General features: G+C 71.4%; 15 protein-coding genes. 9 read left to right on the forward strand and 6 right to left on the reverse strand.

Annotated features, from left to right (window positions below):
• Window positions 1-19: 19 nt before the first annotated feature.
• From RM555_RS08035 to RM555_RS08050, 4 genes are all read left to right on the forward strand, one after another.
• On the forward strand, window positions 20-1,630 hold the full coding sequence (locus RM555_RS08035; RefSeq protein ID WP_311411126.1) for an ABC transporter substrate-binding protein: 1,611 nt from the start codon (window positions 20-22) through the stop codon (window positions 1,628-1,630).
• Window positions 1,631-1,700: 70 nt separating this feature from the next.
• Window positions 1,701-2,573, forward strand: a complete 873-nt coding sequence (locus RM555_RS08040) for a tetratricopeptide repeat protein (RefSeq protein WP_311411127.1) — start codon at window positions 1,701-1,703, stop codon at window positions 2,571-2,573.
• Between the two features lie 2 nt (window positions 2,574-2,575).
• Window positions 2,576-2,779: a tautomerase family protein gene (locus RM555_RS08045; RefSeq protein ID WP_089000078.1), complete on the forward strand. Its 204-nt coding sequence runs from the start codon at window positions 2,576-2,578 to the stop codon at window positions 2,777-2,779.
• Window positions 2,776-3,756: a D-2-hydroxyacid dehydrogenase gene (locus RM555_RS08050; RefSeq protein ID WP_311411128.1), complete on the forward strand. Its 981-nt coding sequence runs from the start codon at window positions 2,776-2,778 to the stop codon at window positions 3,754-3,756. The genes RM555_RS08045 and RM555_RS08050 overlap by 4 nt, the downstream gene beginning before the upstream one ends.
• Window positions 3,757-3,983: 227 nt before the next feature.
• Here RM555_RS08050 and RM555_RS08055 read toward each other — a convergent pair whose 3' ends face one another.
• From RM555_RS08055 to RM555_RS08070, 4 genes are all read right to left on the reverse strand, one after another.
• Window positions 3,984-6,119, reverse strand: a complete 2,136-nt coding sequence (locus RM555_RS08055) for a thiamine pyrophosphate-dependent enzyme (RefSeq protein WP_311411221.1) — start codon at window positions 6,117-6,119, stop codon at window positions 3,984-3,986.
• Window positions 6,120-6,199: 80 nt separating this feature from the next.
• Window positions 6,200-7,120, reverse strand: a complete 921-nt coding sequence (locus tag RM555_RS08060; RefSeq protein ID WP_311411129.1) for an ABC transporter permease — start codon at window positions 7,118-7,120, stop codon at window positions 6,200-6,202.
• Window positions 7,110-8,057 (reverse strand): nickel ABC transporter permease, encoded by a 948-nt coding sequence (gene nikB, locus RM555_RS08065; protein ID WP_233599939.1) that lies wholly within the window; start codon window positions 8,055-8,057, stop codon window positions 7,110-7,112. The genes RM555_RS08060 and nikB overlap by 11 nt, the downstream gene beginning before the upstream one ends.
• Before the next feature lie 21 nt (window positions 8,058-8,078).
• Window positions 8,079-8,609: an Lrp/AsnC family transcriptional regulator gene (locus RM555_RS08070; protein WP_148710089.1), complete on the reverse strand. Its 531-nt coding sequence runs from the start codon at window positions 8,607-8,609 to the stop codon at window positions 8,079-8,081.
• Between the two features lie 128 nt (window positions 8,610-8,737).
• Between RM555_RS08070 and RM555_RS08075 the strand changes: the two genes are divergently transcribed.
• Genes RM555_RS08075 through RM555_RS08095 form a run of 5 tightly spaced genes read left to right on the forward strand, consistent with a single transcriptional unit; the run spans window position 8,738 to window position 14,399 of the window.
• Window positions 8,738-9,784 carry an ABC transporter ATP-binding protein gene (locus tag RM555_RS08075; RefSeq protein WP_311411130.1) on the forward strand — a complete coding sequence of 349 codons (1,047 nt, stop codon included), beginning with the start codon at window positions 8,738-8,740 and terminating at the stop codon, window positions 9,782-9,784.
• The gene (locus RM555_RS08080) at window positions 9,781-10,827 is read left to right on the forward strand and encodes an ABC transporter ATP-binding protein (RefSeq protein WP_311411131.1); all 1,047 of its coding nucleotides are present in this window, start codon (window positions 9,781-9,783) and stop codon (window positions 10,825-10,827) included. The genes RM555_RS08075 and RM555_RS08080 overlap by 4 nt, the downstream gene beginning before the upstream one ends.
• Entirely contained in the window at window positions 10,824-12,260 is a 1,437-nt protein-coding gene (locus RM555_RS08085; RefSeq protein WP_311411132.1) for an aldehyde dehydrogenase family protein, read from the forward strand. Before RM555_RS08080 ends, RM555_RS08085 begins: the two co-directional genes overlap by 4 nt.
• Window positions 12,261-12,267: 7 nt before the next feature.
• Complete coding sequence (locus RM555_RS08090; RefSeq protein WP_311411133.1) at window positions 12,268-13,224, forward strand: hydroxyacid dehydrogenase; 957 nt, start codon at window positions 12,268-12,270, stop codon at window positions 13,222-13,224.
• Window positions 13,225-13,271: 47 nt separating this feature from the next.
• Window positions 13,272-14,399 carry an acyl-CoA dehydrogenase family protein gene (locus RM555_RS08095; protein WP_396888717.1) on the forward strand — a complete coding sequence of 376 codons (1,128 nt, stop codon included), beginning with the start codon at window positions 13,272-13,274 and terminating at the stop codon, window positions 14,397-14,399.
• 58 nt (window positions 14,400-14,457) lie between these two features.
• On the opposite strand, the gene RM555_RS08100 is transcribed toward RM555_RS08095, so the two are convergent.
• Together RM555_RS08100 and RM555_RS08105 are read right to left on the reverse strand one after the other, a co-directional pair.
• Window positions 14,458-15,171, reverse strand: a complete 714-nt coding sequence (locus tag RM555_RS08100) for a M15 family metallopeptidase (protein ID WP_311411135.1) — start codon at window positions 15,169-15,171, stop codon at window positions 14,458-14,460.
• Window positions 15,172-15,426: 255 nt separating this feature from the next.
• Window positions 15,427-16,416 (reverse strand): acetylxylan esterase, encoded by a 990-nt coding sequence (locus tag RM555_RS08105; protein WP_311411136.1) that lies wholly within the window; start codon window positions 16,414-16,416, stop codon window positions 15,427-15,429.
• Between the last annotated feature and the right edge of the window lies 1 nt (window position 16,417).

The following is a 16,417-nucleotide window of genomic DNA, read 5'->3' on the forward strand; positions in this document are numbered from 1 at the left end:
ACACCAGCCAAGGAGACCAATGCGTACTCGTGTTTTGACCAAGGTGCTGGCAGTGGGCGTCATCTCGGCGCTCGCCGCCGGCTGCGGAGGCGGTGAGCCTCCGTCCAAGAACAGCGGCAGCAGCTCCAACGACGGCCTGAGCGGCAGCGTCCGCCTCCAGGACGAGTCGCAGCCGGCAGGCACCCCGAAGTCCGGCGGTCGGCTCCGGATCATGATCCGGCTGGACGCCAACGAACTCGACCCGCACCGCATGTCGGAGACCTCGGCCTTCGTCATCAACGAGCAGATCTACGAGTCGCTGGTGCAGTCGTACCGGGGCGAGATCAAGCCGGCGATCGCGGAGTCGTGGACGCAGAGCACCGACGGGCTGACGGTGACGTTCAAGCTGCGCGACAACGCGGTCTTCCACAGCGGGCGCAAGGTGACCGCGGCGGACGTGAAGTACTCGATCGAGCGGATCAAGGACCCGGCGACCCGGGCGCCACGGGCCCGTAGCTACGAGGGCATCAGCTCGGTCACGGCGCTCGACGAGCGTACCGTCGAGATGAAGCTGGCCAAGCCGAACGCCGCCATCCTGACCCTGCTCTCCACCGCCGCCTCGTCGATCGTGGACCGCACGGTGGCCGAGGCGGGCGGCCTCAACGGCAGCGTCGACGGCGGCAGCGGCCCGTTCAAGATGGCCTCGCGGGTCACCGGCCAGGCCATCAAGCTCGACAAGCACGCCCAGTACTGGGAGCAGGGCGTTCCCTACCTCGACGGGATGGACTTCACCTTCAACCCGGACGACAACGCCCGCGCCGCGGCGGTCCGCAGTGGCACCGTCGACTTCCTCTGGCGTCCGGCGCCCGAGTTCATCGACGCGCTCAAGCGCGACGAGAAGCTCAAGTGGTACGGCGGATCCGGGTCGCTCTCGCTGCACCTGCGGCTCAACACCTCCAAGGCCCCCTACGACAACGTCAAGGTCCGGCAGGCCATCTACCTCGCGCTCGACCGCCAGGAGATCCTCAACGTGGCCAACTCCGGCTTCGGGACCGCGCTCAACGCGGGCTACCTGCCGCCGGACCGGTTCGGCGCGGTGAAGGAGCCGATCTACGGCAAGGCCGACGTCGAGAAGGCCAAGGCGCTGCTGGCCGAGGCGGGGTTCCCGAACGGCTTCGAGGCCAAGCTCATGGTCATCGCCACCTCGGCCTTCCAGGTGCGCTCGGCCGAGGTGGAGCAGCAGCAGCTCGCCAAGATCGGCATCAAGGTGACCATCGAGTCGGTCGAGTCGACCATCGCCGACACGAAGACGAAGTCCGCGGACTTCGACATGTACCAGTCCGGCTTCGGTCTGACCTACGACCCGGACGAGCGGTTCACCGCCAGCTTCCTCCCCGGCGGCGGCCTGAACTACGGCAACTGGTCCGACAAGGAGTACGAGAGCCTCGTCGTGCAGGCCCGCTCGGAGATGGACAAGGACAAGCGCGCCGCGCTCTACCAGCAGGCCGAGAAGATCCTGGCCGAGCGCGGGCCGGTGGCCATGACCTTCCTGAACGCGGACTTCGACGTGGTGCAGAAGGACGTCATGGGATACCAGGGCGACCCGACACCGACGTACCGCTTCTACCGGCACATCTGGCTCGACCGCTGACGGCCGTGGCGGGGACGCCGGCCTCCCGGCGCCCCCGCCACCACCCGCGAAGACGACGAAAGGCAGGCCCATGACGTCCGTACCGCTGACCGACCGCTATGTCATCGCCGCCCGGCTCAAGGGCTACCTCAACAAGCACGGCGAGGCGGTGGCACTGCTGACCGAGGCGCTGGAGCTGGAGCCGGGCAGCGCACGCCTGCTGCGCTTCCGGGGACACCGACGCATCTCGATCGGCGACTACGCCGGTGCCGTCGCCGACCTGCGCGCCGCGGCCGACCAGCTGCCCGGCGTCGAGGACGAGTACGAGATGTACCAGCCCGAGGTGGAGAAGGACGTCGTCAGCCTGATCCTCGGCAGGCCCGAGCAGGTGCGCCCGCAGCACCTCACCGACACCATGGCCGCCCAGGACCCGGAGGCCCTCGGCCGGTACAACACGACGCTGCACGCCGGCATCTGGTACCACCTCGGGGTCGCCCAGTACCTGAGCGGTGACTTCGAGGGCTGCCTGCCCAGCTTCCGCGCGGCCGAGGAGTCCTCGCGGCACCAGGAGGGCATCGTGGCCTCGCAGGACTGGCAGTACATGGCGCTGCGCCGGCTCGGCCGACCGGCCGAGGCCGAGGAGGTGCTCGACCGGTTCCGCAAGATCAGCCTGGTCCAGGAGGACCACCTGGTCGGGTACGAGGGCCGGATGCAGCTCTACACCGGCGACATCACCCCGGAGCAGCTGTGGGCGATGTGCGACGGCAACGGCCTGAAGACCGTCACCCAGGGTTACGGTCTGGGCAACTGGTACTACCACGAGGGCGACATCGAGAAGGCCCGTGAGGTCTTCGACGGCGTGCTGCGGACCGGCGTCACGCACGCCTTCGCCTACCTCGCGGTCAAGGCCGAGTACGCCAACAATCCCGACTTCGCCGCAGCGGCGACGACAGAGGAGAACTGACGATGGCAATCATCCGTGCCGAGATCGGCAAGCGTGACCAGGAGACCAAGAACGCGATCATCGCCGAGCTGACCGACGTGCTGGTCAAGTACGGCTCCCCGCGCGAGAACACCCACGTCCTGCTCTACGAGGTCTCGTACGACAACTGGGCCAAGGGCGGCCTGACCTACAACGAGCGGAAGAAGCAGGCGCAGGAGTCGTCATGACCGTCGCCACCCGGGGACCCCACGTCCTGATCACGCCGAACCTGGCCGAGCTGCTACCGCAGCTGCGCGAGCGGTATCCGCAGTGCCGGTTCACGCCGGTGGCGGAGGACGAACCGGTACGTGAGGAGTACCTCGACGCCGAGGTGATCCTGCGCAGCGCGATGAACGAGGACACCTTCGACGAGCTGCTCAGCAAGTGCGACGGGCTGCGCTGGATCCAGATCACCGCCGCCGGCTTCGACTGGGTGGGCGGCGACATCATGCGCCGCCGCCTCGACGAGGGACTGATCTACACCCGGTCCGGGAACTCGTACAACGTGCCGATCGCCGAGTACATCATCGGTGCGGTGCTCCTGCACCAGCGGGCGTTTCCCGAGCTGCGCGAGGCGCAGGAGCGCCGCGAGTGGGTGCGGATCGTCGGCCGCGACCTGATCGGCAGCACCATGCTGGTCTTCGGCACCGGCGGGATCGGGCGTGAGGTGGCCTGGCGTGCCCGGGCCCTGGGCGTCACGGTGATCGGGGTCAACCGTGCGGGTAAGCCCGCCGAGGGCTTCGACCGGGTGGAGTCGTTCGCCGACCGCCTCGCGTTGCTGCCCGAGGCCGACTCCGTGGTGCTGGCCATGCCGCTGACCGAGGAGAACCGGTACTTCTTCGACGCCGCGCACTTCGCGGCGATGCGGGAGACCGGCCTCCTGGTCAACGTCGGGCGGGGTGCGCTGATCGTCGAGGACGCGCTCGTCGACGCCATGCGGCAGGACCGGATCGCCGGTGCCGTGCTCGACGTGTTCGAGGAGGAGCCGCTGCCTCCGGACCACCGGTTGTGGAGCCTGCCCCGCACGACGGCCACCCCGCACACGTCGTTCCGGGGTTCGGGCAACCTGCAACGGCTCTACGCGGACTTCTGCGCCAACTTCGACCTGTACCTGGCCGGTGAGCCGCTGACCGGCACGAAGCGTCAGCCGGAGCTGGGGTACTGACCGACCCGACCCACGTCGAGAGGCGGCGGCGCACCCGGACACCGGGTGCGCCGCCGCCCTGATGTCGTGCCCGGCCGCTGCGCGCCCGGCGTCCGGGCGGACGTGGCGCCTGATGTCGTGGACGACTCAGCTCGACAGTGCGGGCACGCCGTACGCGTCCGCAGACACGTCGGCGGCCCACCCGGTCGATCGGGTGGGCCGCCGGCGTCCTGCCGTCGGAGTCGGGATCACCCGAGCAACGAGCGGGCCGCCGCCAGCACGTCGTCCTCGCCCAGCAGCACCTGGTCGGCGGCCGGGCCCAGGGGGATGTAGCTGTCGACGCTGTTGACGCGGGAGATGCGGCCGGTGAAGCCGCCGTCGACCAGGGCGGCCACCACCGCCTCCGAGACGCCGCCGCTGGTGCGGCTCTCGTCGACGACGAGGACCCGGGGGATCCCGGCGAGCGCGGCGCGCAGGCTCGCGGCCGGCAGCGGCGCCAGCCACTGCAGGTCGATCACCCGGCTGCTGACCTGGCGTTCCCGGGCCAGCGTCCCGGCCACCCGCAGGCTCATCGGGACGCCGTTGCCGAAGGTGACCATCGCCAGGTCCGTGCCCTCGCACACCGTCCGCACCTGGCCCAGCGGGTTCTCCGTCGCCGCCCAGTCCGCCGGCTCCGGATAGTCGGCGAGCCAGCCGCCGTCGCCGTCGGTGTGCAGGTCACGCCGGTGGTAGAGCGCGATCGGTTCCAGGAAGACACACACCCGCCCCTCCTGTTCGGCCAGGGCGAGACACTGGCGCAGCAGGGCGGGGGCGGTGGCCGGGTGTGACGCGACCGCGAAGGCCAGGCCGGGGATGTCCCGCAGCACCGCCACCGAGTTGTCGTTGTGGAAGTGCCCGCCGAACCCCTTCTGGTAGGCCAGGCCGGCGATCCGCACGACCATGCCGTTGGAGTACTGCCCGTCGGAAAAGAAGCGCAGTGAGGCCGCCTCGCCGCGCAGCTGGTCCTCGGCGTTGTGCAGGTATGCCAGGTACTGGATCTCCGGGATCGGCAGGGTGCCGGCCAGGGCCCCGCCGAGCGCGACCCCGAGGACGGTCTGTTCGTCGAGGAGCGTGTCGAAGACGCGGTTGGCCCCGAAGGCCTTCCGCAGCCCCCGCGTGACGCCGTAGACGCCGCCCTTACGCGCCACGTCCTCGCCGAAGACCTGGGCCTGCGGCCAGGTCAGCAGCGCGTCGTGCAGGGCGGCGTTGATCGACTGGGCCAGGGTGAGCGGGCCACGGGACTCGGGGGGCCTGCCGCCGAACGCCCTCTCCCGCCCGGCGCCGGTGCGGCGCGCGGCGGCGCCGACCCGGCCCACCCGGCGGGCGGTCAGTGGTGCGGTCACCGCCGCCGGGTCGTCCAGCCGCCCGACCCGGCCCGGTATCAGCCCAGCCTGGTCCATCACCTGCTTGCGGGAGTGCTCGTAGCGGGTGAGGGTCTCGGCCGGGCTGAGGATCCGCCGCCGCGCGAGCAGGGCCGCGGTCGCCAGGATCGGGTCGCGGGCGTGGTCGGCGAGGATCTCCGCGCGGGTCCGGTAGGCCAGCTCGGCGTCGGAACCGGCGTGGCCCATGAACCGTACGGTGCTCAGGTGCAGCACGGCGGGCTGACGTCGGGTACGCACCTGGTGCGCCACCTCGGCCGCCGTCGCCAGCAGGCCGGCGGGATCGGCGCCGTCGGCGTACGCGTAGTGGATGCCGGGCAGGGCCGACAGCATCCGCCGCACCCAGCCCCGCGGGGAGCGGGTGCTGATGCCGATGCCGTTGTCCTCGCAGACGAACAGCAGCGGCACCGGGATTCCCTGGTGGGCGCTGTAGCCCACCGCGTTCAGGGCTCCGGCCGCCGTCGAGTGGTTGGCCGAGGCGTCGCCGAAGCTGCACACCACCACGGCGTCGGCCGGGTAACCGGTGTCGGTGACGCCCCGGTCGAGCGCGAACGCCAGGCCCATGGCCCGGGGCAGGTGGGAGGCGATCGTCGACGTCTGCGGAATGATGTTCAGGCCCCGGTGACCGAAGACCTTGTGCCGGCCACCCGAGATCGGGTCCCGCCGGGACGCCGCCGCCGAGTGCAGCACGTCCGCGATCGGCGTGGAGCCGGCGACCTGACCGGCCCGCGCCGCGTAGAAGGCGCCGGAGCGGTAGTGCAGCAGGGCGGGATCGGTCGGGCGCAGCGCCAGCGCGACGGCGGCGTTGCTCTCGTGTCCGCTGGAACCGATCGTGTAGAACCCCTCCTGCCGGGTCTGCAACCACCGCAGCGCGAGGTCGAGGTGCCGGCTCTGGATCTGGGCGTCGAGGTAGTCCACCAGCAGGCCGGGGTCGATGTCGACGTCCGGGGAGGTCTCCTCGGGCAGCGGCTGTCCCGCGGACCACTCGGTGAGGCGGCGGACCAGGTGCTCGTCGATGGATTCCACGCGGTTGTGCTCCTTGCGGGTCAGCGACTGGAGCGGCCCCGCAGCCGCGGGTCCAGTACGTCGCGAAGGGTGTCGCCCAGGAGGTTGAAACCGAGGACGGCGATCATGATGCAGACCCCGGGTACGACCGACGGCCAGATGGACATCTCCATGAAGGACTTGCCGTTGGAGAGCATCGAGCCCCAGGACGGTTGGGGCGGCTGCACACCGAGCCCGAGGTAGCCCAGGGACGCCTCGATCAGGATCGCGTAGGCGATGCTCGTGGTGAACTGCACCGCGATCGGAGCGATCGAGTTGGGCAGGATGTACTTGAGGATGAGCCGGGTGTTGCTCAGCCCGACCGCCTGCCCCGACTCCACGTACGGCTCCCGGCGCACCGACATCGCGGTGCCGCGCACGATCCGGGCGAAGCTGGGGATGAAGACGATGACCAGGGCCAGGACGAGGTTCTCCGTGCCCGGTCCGCGGGCGGCCACGACCGCGAGGGCCAGCAGCAGGGTGGGGAAGGAGAACATGATGTCCGTCGCCGGGGTGATGATCGCGTCGAGTACGCCCCGGTAGAAGCCGGCAAGCAGCCCCAGCAGGACGCCGATGGCCCCGGCACAGGTCACCACGATCAGGCTCACCGTCAGCGAGGTGCGCGCGCCGTAGAGCGCCCGGCTGAGCAGGTCGCGCCCGGCCTCGTCGGCGCCGAGCGGGAAGTCGCCGCCGGGCGGGGCGAGCCGCTGGTCGGACATCGCGGTCGGGTCGTAGGGGGAGATCAGCGGGGCCAACGCCGCGGCCGCGATCATCAGCACCACGATGACCAGCCCGACCAGGCCTACCTTGTCCCGCGTCATCAGTCTCAGCAGGTGGCCGCTGCGGCGCCCGGTGGGCTTCGGGGAGGCGCCTTCCTGCTGCTTGCCGCGACGTTGGCGGCCGGGAGCGGCTTCAGTGACCACTGCGCAACCTCGGATCCAGGTAGGTGTAGAGCAGGTCGACGAGGAGGTTGACCACGACGTAGAAGAAGGCCAGGAAGAGCAGGGTTCCCTGGACGACGGGATAGTCACGCTGGCTGATCCCGCGGATGACCATCGTGCCGAGCCCCGGCCACGCGAAGACCTGCTCCACGATGACCGTGCCGCCCAGCAGCGCCCCGGCCTGGATGCCCAGCACCGTCACCACCGGGATCAGCGAGTTGCGCAGGGCGTGCCGGACCATGACCCCGCGTTCGCCCAGCCCCTTGGCGCGGGCGGTGCGGACGTAGTCCTGGTTGAGCACCTCCAGCATGCTGGACCGGGTCATCCGCATGCTGATCGCGGCGAGGCTGGCGCCCAGGGTGACCGAGGGGAGGATGAGGTACTTCAGGCTGCCCAGGAAGCCCTCACCCTCCCCCGCGCCCTGTGACGGCAACCAGCCCAGCGAGACCGAGAAGATGTACACCAACAGGATGCCGAGCCAGAAGTTCGGCAGCGACAGCCCGATCAGCGAGGCGACCCGGGTGCTGGCGTCGAGCAGACCGTTGCGCTTGGTGGCGCTGAGCACACCGAGCGGGATCGAGATGAGGATCGAGACCAGCAGCGCCGACACCGCCAGCAGCAGCGTGGACGGGAAGCGCTGCATGATCTCTTCGAGCACCGGCTGGCCGGTACGCATCGAGGTGCCGAGGTCGCCCTGGAGGAGGGCGCCCAGCCACCTCACGAACTGCTCGTAGACGGGCATGTCGAGCCCGAAGTAGCGGCGCATCTCCGCCTCGATCGCGGGGTCGCCGAAGTCCTGACCCATGATCGAGCTGATCACGTCGCCGGGGATCATGCGGATCACCAGGAAGGAGATCACCGAGATCCCGAGCAGGACCGGAATAACCGATATAAGGCGGATCAGCGTGATGCGCAGCATGTCTTGCCTCTCTCGGTCTGGTCAGACTTCAGAACCGGGCATGCCAGGATCCGAGCCTGTGTCCCAGGCGGAGTCCTCGTCGCCGGTGACCGCGATGTCGCGGGCCCACTCGTGCGCTCGCTTGGCGACCCGTAGCACCATCACCGAGCGGCTCTCCATCACCCCGTCGAGGTGGCCCAGCCGCTCCGTCCAGAACCGCCGCATGGCATTGCTGGAGGCGAAGTAGCCGACGGCGATGACGTCGAACTGCCCGGTCACGTGGTAGACGTACGCGATCTCGGGCATGCCGGCGAGCTTGTCGATGAGCTGTTCGGTGCTGCCCGGCGCGCTCTGGATCTCGAAGAGTGTGTGCACCGGACGACCCATGAAAGCGGCGCTGGGGATCGCGGCGAACTGCAACTGCCCGTCCGCGACCAGTCGTTCCATCCGTCGTCGGACCGACCCCTCGGACAGGCCGACCTTGGCGGCAAGCGCCACGTTCGTCTGCCTCGGGTCCTGGACGAGTTCCCGGATGATGCTGCGATCTTTTTCGATCGAGCCCTTGGATGCCAACGTTGCTCCAACTTCACTTGGTGGCGGTATTCGTCGCTGCCGGGAGCCTAGACGACGAACATCGTCTGTGCAACACTCCTGGTTGACGAATGGCGACGTTGAGACGTCCAGATTGCGGGGTGGGTTCGATGGCCTTGTTGGAGGTGCGGGACCTGCGCACCGAATTCCGTGCGGCACGGGGTTCGGTGACGGCAGTCGACGGGGTCTCCTTCACCGTCGACGCGGGCGAGACGGTGGCACTGGTGGGCGAGTCCGGCTGCGGAAAGTCGGCCACCGCGCAGTCCATCATGGGCCTGATCGTGCCGCCGGCCGGTCAGGTGACCGGCGGACAGGTGCTCTTCGAAGGAAGGGACCTGGTGCGCCTACGCCCTCGCGAACTGCGGGCCGTCCGCGGCAAGGGCATCTCGATGATCTTCCAGGACCCGATGACCTCGCTGAACCCGGTGCTGACCGTGGGGAAGCAACTCACCGAGACCCTGGAGCTCCACCTTGGACTCGGTCGCCGGGCCGCGCGGGCGCGCGCCGTCGAGCTGCTGGAGATGGTGCGTATCCCGGCCGCGGAGACCCGGCTGAGCTCCTATCCGCACCAACTCTCCGGCGGCATGCGGCAACGCGTGATGATCGCGATGGCCCTCTCCTGCCAACCCCGGCTGATCCTCGCCGACGAGATCACCACCGCACTCGACGTCACCATCCAGGCGCAGATCCTGGAGCTGCTGCGGGAGTTGGCGAGGGAGACCCGCACCGCCGTCCTGCTCATCACCCACGACCTCGGGGTCGTGGCCGGCATGGCGGAGCGGGTCAACGTGATGTATGCCGGGCAGATCGTGGAGCGGGCCGAGACGGTCGACCTGTTCCACCGCCCGCAGATGCCCTACACCTGGGGGCTGCTGGGGTCGGTGCCCCGGCTGGACCTCGTCCGGGGCGGCAAGCTCCGCCCGATCGCCGGCCGCCCGCCGGAGCTGTCGGAGATGCCCCCCGGCTGCCGGTTCGCGCCCCGCTGCGCGCACGTGCGGGACACCTGCCACGGCGGCGCACCCGACCTCATCACGACGTGGGAGACGCCGGACCGGGGCCAGCTGACCCGCTGCTGGGGCATGCGACCCGAAAGCGAGGGCGGCTGGCTCTCCACCGAGGACCGGCACCCCTACCTCTCGACCGAGGAGAGCCGATGACCGAATCCCCCGTCACCGCTCCGGAGCACGCCCTGCTGCGGGTGCGCGACCTGGCGGTCGACTTCAAGGTGCCCGCGCGTGGCAAGCTGCGACCGGCCCGCCTGCGTGCCGTGTCCGGAGTGGATCTCGACGTCCGGCGCGGCGAGATCATCGGTGTGGTGGGCGAGTCCGGCTGCGGCAAGTCCACCACCGGGCGGGCCATCCTCCAGCTCCTCAAGCCCACCAGCGGGACGGTGACCTTCGACGGCACCGAGCTGACCACCCTGAGCCGGGGCCGGATGCGGGCGATGCGCCGCCGGATGCAGATGATCTTCCAGGACCCGTACGCGTCGTTGAACCCGCGCATGACCATCGGCGAACTCATCGAGGAGCCGTTGCTGGTACACGCGGATCTCTCCGCCGCCGGACGACGGGCCAAGGCGGTGGACACCATGCAGCTGGTCGGGCTCAGCGAACAGTGGCACAGTCGCTACCCGCACGAGTTCTCCGGCGGCCAGCGGCAACGGGTCGGCATCGCGCGGGCGCTGGTCAGCAACCCGGACTTCATCGTCGCCGACGAGCCGGTCTCCGCACTGGACGTCTCGGTCCAGGCCCAGATCGTCAACCTGCTCGAACAGTTGCAGGAGGACCTGGGCCTGACGATGATGTTCATCGCCCACGACCTGGCCGTCGTGCGGCACCTCTGCGACCGCATCGCCGTGATGTACCTCGGCACCGTCGTCGAGGTGGGCGAGTGCGAGGACATGTACCGCCGGCCGCAGCACCCCTACACCAAGGCGTTGCTGTCGGCGGTGCCGATCCCCGATCCGCTGGTCGAGACCGAACGCCAGCGCGTCATCCTCACCGGAGACGTGCCGAGCCCGCTCAGCCCGCCCAGCGGATGCCGCTTCCGCACCCGGTGCTGGAAGGCGCAGGAGATCTGCGCGGCGCAGGAGCCGGTGCTCACCACGGCTGCCGGCAGCGGCCACCAGGTCGCCTGCCACTTCCCGGAGGAACCCGGTCCGCTGGACCAGCCCCTCGCCGCCGCGGCCGGTGGCCGGTGAGCACGACCGTGCATCTCAATCTCGTCGACGGGCAGTGGGTCGACGGGGAACGCCGGCCGAACGGCAACCCCGCGCGCCCCGGCGAGGTCGTCAGCGAGTACGCCGTGGCCGGCCGGGACACCGCCCGCGCGGCGATCGAGGCCGCCCGCCGTGCCCAGCCCGGCTGGGCCAGGCAGTCCGTCGGGTCCCGGATGGAGATCCTGGACCACATCGGCACCACCATCCTGCGACGCACCGAGGAGCTCGCGGTCCTGCTCTCGCGGGAGGAGGGCAAGCTGCTCAGCGAGGCGCGCGGAGAGGTCACCCGGGCCGGTCAGACCTTCCGCTACTACGCCCACCAGTTGCTGCAACCGCAGGGCGAGGTCTACTCCTCCACCCGCCCCAACGTCCACGCCGAGGTCCGGCGCCGACCGCTGGGCGTGGTCGGCATCATCACGCCCTGGAACTACCCGCTCGCCATCCCGGCGTGGAAGGTCGCGCCCGCGCTCGCCTACGGCAACGCGGTCGTGCTCAAGCCGGCCGAACTGGTCACCGCCTCCGCCGGGGAGCTGGCCCGGATCATCGCCGGGTCCGCGCTGCCGCCCGGCGTGTTCAACCTCGTCATGGGCGCCGGCCGGGTGGTCGGCGAGGAACTGCTGACCTCGACCGGGATCGACGGCGTCTCCTTCACCGGGGGCACCGGCACCGGCCGCCACGTGGCGCAGCAATGCCTCGCCCACGGCAACAAGCGGTTCCAGCTGGAGATGGGCGGCAAGAACCCACTCGTGGTGCTCGACGACGCCGACCTGGAGGTCGCGGTGCGCTGCGCCCTGGACGGCAGCTTCTACAGCAGCGGCCAGCGCTGCACGGCGTCGAGCCGGCTGATCGTGCAGGCGGGCATCCACGACCGGTTCGTCGAGGCGCTGGCCGCGGCGGCCGGTGCACTGCGGGTCGGCGACCCACTCGACCCCCTCAGTGACCTGGGCCCGGTGGTGAGCCCCGAACAGCTCGCCCAGAACCTCGACTACGTCCGGATCGGACGCGAGGAAGGCGCGACCGTGGTGGCCGGCGGGACGCACCACCCGGACGAGGGGCAGTTCATGCGGCCCACCCTCTTCGCCGACGCGCGCAACGACATGCGGTTGGCCCGGGAGGAGATCTTCGGTCCGGTCTCCTGCGTCATCAGGGTCGACGACCTCGACGAGGCGATCAGCGTCGCCGGCGACACCGACTACGGGCTCTCGGCCGGCATCGTGACCACGTCGCTGTCGGCGGCCGAACGGTTCAAGCGCGACGCCCGCGCCGGCATCGTCTCGGTCAACCTGCCCACCGCCGGCACCGAGCTGCACCTGCCCTTCGGCGGCACCGGCGCCTCCAACCACGGGCCCCGAGAGCAGGGCGGCTACGCGCGGGACTTCTACTCCGTGCCGGTGACCTGTTACACCGGCTGGTGAGGACGCCATGACACCGAAGATCCTGCTCACCGAGCCGATCGCCGAGGCCGGCATGGCGCTGCTGCGGGCGGCGGGCGAGGTACACGTCGCCCACGCCACCGACCCGGCGGCACTCGCCGCCGGGCCACTGACCTGCGCCGACGCCCTCGTGGTGCGCTCCTCTCCGGTGACGGCCGGCATGCTCGAAGCCGGTCGGCGGCTCAGGATCGTCGGCCGACACGGCGCCGGGCTGGACGGCATCGACCTCGCCGCGGCCGACCGCCTGGGCATCCGGGTGGTCGGCACGCCGGGCGCCAACGCCGAATCGGTGGCCGAGTTCGTCATCCTGGCCGCCCTCGCCCTCGCCCGGCAGGCGCCGACGGCCGCCGCGTCGTTGACCCGGGGCGCCTTGCCCGCCGGCCGGTCGCTGCCGTCCGCGGTCGTCGCGGCCGGGCTGACCGGGACCATGCTGGCCGGCCGCACCCTGGGCCTGGTCGGGCTCGGCGCGATCGGCCGGGGCGTCGCGACCCGCGCCCGGGGACTGGGCATGAACGTGATCGGGTACGACGTCGCGACGGCCACCCCACCCCCGGGAGTACGCCTCGTCGCGCTGGACGAGCTGCTGTGCGAGGCCGACGTGGTGAGCCTGCACGTGCCGCAGACCCCGCAGACCACCGGACTCGTCGACGCCGCCGCGCTCGCCCGGATGCGGCCGGACGCCCTGCTGGTCAACACCGCGCGGGCCGGGGTCGTGGACAGCGGGGCCGTACTCGCCGCGCTCGACGCCGGGCGGCTGCGGGGCTACGCGGTGGACGTCTTCGCGCCCGAGCCGCCCCGCCCCGACGATCCACTCCTGCACCATCCGAGGGTCTTCGCCACCCCGCACATGGCGGCGATGACCCGCGACGCGCTGGACGCGATGGCCGTCGCCGTCGCGCGTAGCGTGATCGCGCACCTGCAAGCCCCGGAAGGAAACGAACCGTGACCCTGTCCACCCCCGCGACCACGCTCGCGTACTTCGGCGTCGACGCCCTGATCGACGACGACACCCGAGACCTCCAGGCCGCCGTACGCGGCTTCGTCGACCGACGGATCCGCCCGGAGATCGCCACCTGGTACGAGCAGGGCCGCCTGCCCGTGCGGGACCTCGCCCGCGAACTCGGTGAACTCGGCGTGCTCGGCATGCACCTGAGCGGCTACGGCTGCGCCGGCACCTCCGCCGTCGCGTACGGGCTGGCCTGCTTCGAGCTGGAGGCGGGCGACTCGGGGCTGCGCTCCCTGGTGTCGGTGCAGGGATCGCTCGCCATGTACGCCATCTGGCGCTTCGGCTCCGAGGAGCAGAAGCAGCAGTGGCTGCCCCGGATGGCCGCCGGCGAGGCGATCGGCTGCTTCGGCCTGACCGAACCGGACTTCGGCTCCGACCCGGCCGGCATGCGGACCCGGGCCCGCCGCGACGGGGACGACTGGGTGCTCGACGGCACCAAGATGTGGATCACCAACGGCTCCGTCGCGGATGTCGCCGTGGTGTGGGCGCGCACCGACGGGGGCGTACGCGGCTTCCTCGTTCCGGCCGGCACCCCCGGCTTCACCGCCCCGGAGATCACCCGCAAGCTCTCCCTGCGCGCCTCGGTGACCTCGGAACTCGTCCTCGACGACGTGCGGCTGCCCGCCGACGCGATGCTGCCGGAGGCCGCCGGCCTGTCCGGGCCGCTGACGTGTCTCAACGAGGCCCGCTTCGGCATCGTCTTCGGGGCGCTGGGCGCGGCCCACGACTGCCTGGAGACGACGATCGCGTACGCCCGCAGCCGGCAGATCTTCGACAAGCCGCTCGCCGCGTACCAGGCCACCCAGCTCAAGCTCGCCGACATGGGGCTGGAGCTGGGCAAGGGGATGCTGCTGGCGTTGCAGATCGGCGCGCTGAAGGACGCCGGCACGCTCGACCACCGGCAGATCAGCCTGGGCAAGCTCAACAGCGTGCGGGAGGCCATCGCCATCGCCCGCGAGTGCCGCGCCATCCTGGGCGCGGCGGGGATCACCCTCGACTACCCGGTCATCCGGCACTCGGCCAACCTCGAATCCGTGCTCACCTACGAGGGCACGTCCGAGGTGCATCAGCTGATCATCGGACAGGTGCTGACCGGCCACGCCGCCTTCAAGTGAGCGCGACGCCGGGTCGGGAGCGCCAGCCGGGTCGGCTGCGCTGGCCAGGTCGGCTGCGTCAGCCGCCGACGGGTTCGGCCGAGGAGCGGGCCACCGGCAGGTCGAAGTACGTGTCCGGCCAGGGCTCGTCGCGGTAGCGGTAGTGCCACCACTCGCGGTCGTAGTTGACGAAGCCGCCGTCGGTCATCAGCTGCCGCAGCAGCCGCCGGTTGTCCCGGGCCACGCCGGTGATCCGGGGTGAGTCGGTGTGCGCGAGCGGGTCGAAGCAGTCGAAGCCCGTGCCCATGTCGACGCCGTTGTCCGGGAACCGCTGCCCCTTCGCCGCGGTGCAGGAGACCAGGGGTTGGCCCGGGGCGTACGGGGGCTGGGTGGGGGTCGGCACGTCGACCAGGGTCAGGTCCAGCGTGCTGCCCCGGCTGTGGGCGGTGGGCGCACCGACGTACCCCTCGTCGAACAGCTCGGACTTCGCCACCCGGGGATAGAACTCCGCCTTCATCCGCTGCTCGCCGGGCTGCCGGGCCCACTCGACGAAGTCGTCGGCGGCCCGCTGGGGGCGGTAGCAGTCGTACACCTTCAGGCTGCGGGCCCGGGCGAGGGCGGCGTCCTGCACCCGGCGCAGCGCCTCGGCGGCCCGGCGGGTGAGCAGGCAGAGCGGTTCGGGGTAGCCGGCGACCGGTCGCCCGACGAAGTTGTGGGCGGTGGCGTACCGGATGTCGGTCCGGATGCGCGGGTCGACGTCGGTGAGGACGACGAGGCCCGGCCCGGGCGACATCGCGGCGGGTGCGGACGCCGGGGACGTCGGCGCCGGCGGCGCTGAGGACGCCGGCGCCGGCGGCGGCGCGGCCGGTGGTGACGGTGACGGCGCGGCCGGTGGTGACGGTGACGGCGCGGGTCGGGTGCAGCCGGGCGCGAGCGCCACGATCACGACGGCCACGGCCACGGCCACCGCCCGGCGGCGGGCGGTCGCGGCGCGCGGGGCTCGCCGGCGGATCCGGACTGGCCTGGCCACACCCCCCGTTCTATCAGGCTACGGGCCGTCGGGCGCCCGGTCCGGCGAGAGGTGTACGCGCAGGAAGCGCACCGCCGCCTCGTCGTCGTCGATCCCGCCGGCCTCGTGACCGTTGTACCGCCAGACCGACAGCTCCGTCGGCCCCCGACAGGCGTTGACGGCGGCGAAGACCGTCGACGGCGGCACGATCTCGTCCATCAGCGCGACGGAGAAGCGGGCCGGCAGGTGGCACCGGCGGGCGAAGTTCACCCCGTCGACGTAGGCCAGGGTGGCCAGCACCCGTTCCTCGGCGTGCCGGTGGACGGCCAGATAGTCGCGGATCTCCCGGTACGGCTGCGCGTCGGTGAGCACGATCGCGCGCGGGATGTCACACAGGAAGGGCACGCCGGCCACGACGGCCCGCAGGTCGGGCGTCAACGCGGCGACGGCGAGCGCCGCCCCGCCGCCCTGGCTGTGCCCGAGGACCGCGACCCGCGCCGGATCGACCGCCGGCAGGGTCCGGACGGCGTCCACCGCCCGCACCGCGTCGGTGAGGAACCGCCGGTAGTAGTACGTGCGGGGGTCCGTCACGCCACGGGTGGCCACCCCGGGCGCCTCGGGGCCGGCGGCGGCCGGATCCGGGGTGTCCCCCCGGGCCCAGCCCGCCCCCTGCCCCCGGGTGTCCATCTGCAGGTGCGCGAACCCGGCCGAGGCCCACAGCAGGTTCTCCAGCGGGTGGCCCCGGCCGCCGCCGTAGCCGGCGTACTGCACGACGGTGGGCAGGGGCGACCCGGCGCCGCGCGGCAGCCGCAGCCAGGCCCGCACCGGCTGCCCGGCGAACCCGGGAAAGGTCACGTCGAGCACGTCGATCGTGGCCAGCCCGGTGGGCACCGGCTCGGCGCGCACCGGCCAGCCGCACTCCCGCGACTCGGCGATCGTGTCCGCCCAGAACCGGTCGAAGTCCGCCGGCTCCCGCACCCCGCCCCGGTACGCCCGCAGCTGCTCCTCGGGCAGGTCGGTGAGGACCACC

The sequence above is a fragment of the Micromonospora reichwaldensis genome (genome assembly GCF_031845925.1).
Classification (GTDB): domain Bacteria; phylum Actinomycetota; class Actinomycetes; order Mycobacteriales; family Micromonosporaceae; genus Micromonospora; species Micromonospora reichwaldensis.

What these genes read in the sequence shown, in the direction of transcription:
- RM555_RS08035 (WP_311411126.1), top strand. Translation starts at nt 20, where the DNA reads ATGCGTACTCGTGTTTTGACCAAGGTGCTGGCAGTGGGCGTCATCTCG.
- RM555_RS08040 (WP_311411127.1), top strand. Translation starts at nt 1,701, where the DNA reads ATGACGTCCGTACCGCTGACCGACCGCTATGTCATCGCCGCCCGGCTC.
- RM555_RS08045 (WP_089000078.1), top strand. Translation starts at nt 2,576, where the DNA reads ATGGCAATCATCCGTGCCGAGATCGGCAAGCGTGACCAGGAGACCAAG.
- RM555_RS08050 (WP_311411128.1), top strand. Translation starts at nt 2,776, where the DNA reads ATGACCGTCGCCACCCGGGGACCCCACGTCCTGATCACGCCGAACCTG.
- nikB (WP_233599939.1), bottom strand. Translation starts at nt 8,057, where the DNA reads ATGCTGCGCATCACGCTGATCCGCCTTATATCGGTTATTCCGGTCCTG.
- RM555_RS08075 (WP_311411130.1), top strand. Translation starts at nt 8,738, where the DNA reads ATGGCCTTGTTGGAGGTGCGGGACCTGCGCACCGAATTCCGTGCGGCA.
- RM555_RS08080 (WP_311411131.1), top strand. Translation starts at nt 9,781, where the DNA reads ATGACCGAATCCCCCGTCACCGCTCCGGAGCACGCCCTGCTGCGGGTG.
- RM555_RS08090 (WP_311411133.1), top strand. Translation starts at nt 12,268, where the DNA reads ATGACACCGAAGATCCTGCTCACCGAGCCGATCGCCGAGGCCGGCATG.
- RM555_RS08100 (WP_311411135.1), bottom strand. Translation starts at nt 15,171, where the DNA reads ATGTCGCCCGGGCCGGGCCTCGTCGTCCTCACCGACGTCGACCCGCGC.